This window comes from Bradyrhizobium cosmicum (assembly GCF_032290525.1).
In the GTDB taxonomy this organism is placed as follows: Bacteria; Pseudomonadota; Alphaproteobacteria; order Rhizobiales; family Xanthobacteraceae; genus Bradyrhizobium; species Bradyrhizobium cosmicum_A.
On the sequence record NZ_JASXTA010000542.1, the window covers coordinates 1 to 241 of the forward strand.

At 59.8% G+C, this 241-nt stretch carries 1 pseudogene; it reads right to left on the bottom strand.

Annotated features, from left to right (window positions below):
• Window positions 1–47: 47 nt before the first annotated feature.
• Window positions 48–241 (bottom strand): annotated as a pseudogene (locus QSV46_RS40870) (capsular biosynthesis protein CpsI); the annotation flags it as partial.

Below are 241 nucleotides of genomic sequence, written 5' to 3' on the forward strand. Positions count from 1 at the left end.
CACTTCAATAGTGAGAAACTTCAAGCAAGTAACATGCCAGAGCCGTTTCAAACGTTGTAATAGCGGCGGTACCACTCCACGAAGCGCCTGACCCCCTCCTCCACCGGCGTGTCGGGACGATAGCCGGTATCGGTCGTCAGTTCCGTGACCTCGGCGCTGGTATCCGGGACGTCGCCGGGTTGCAGCGGCAGCAGGTTCTTCTCCGCCTTGCGGCCGAGGCAATCCTCCAGTACCTCGATGT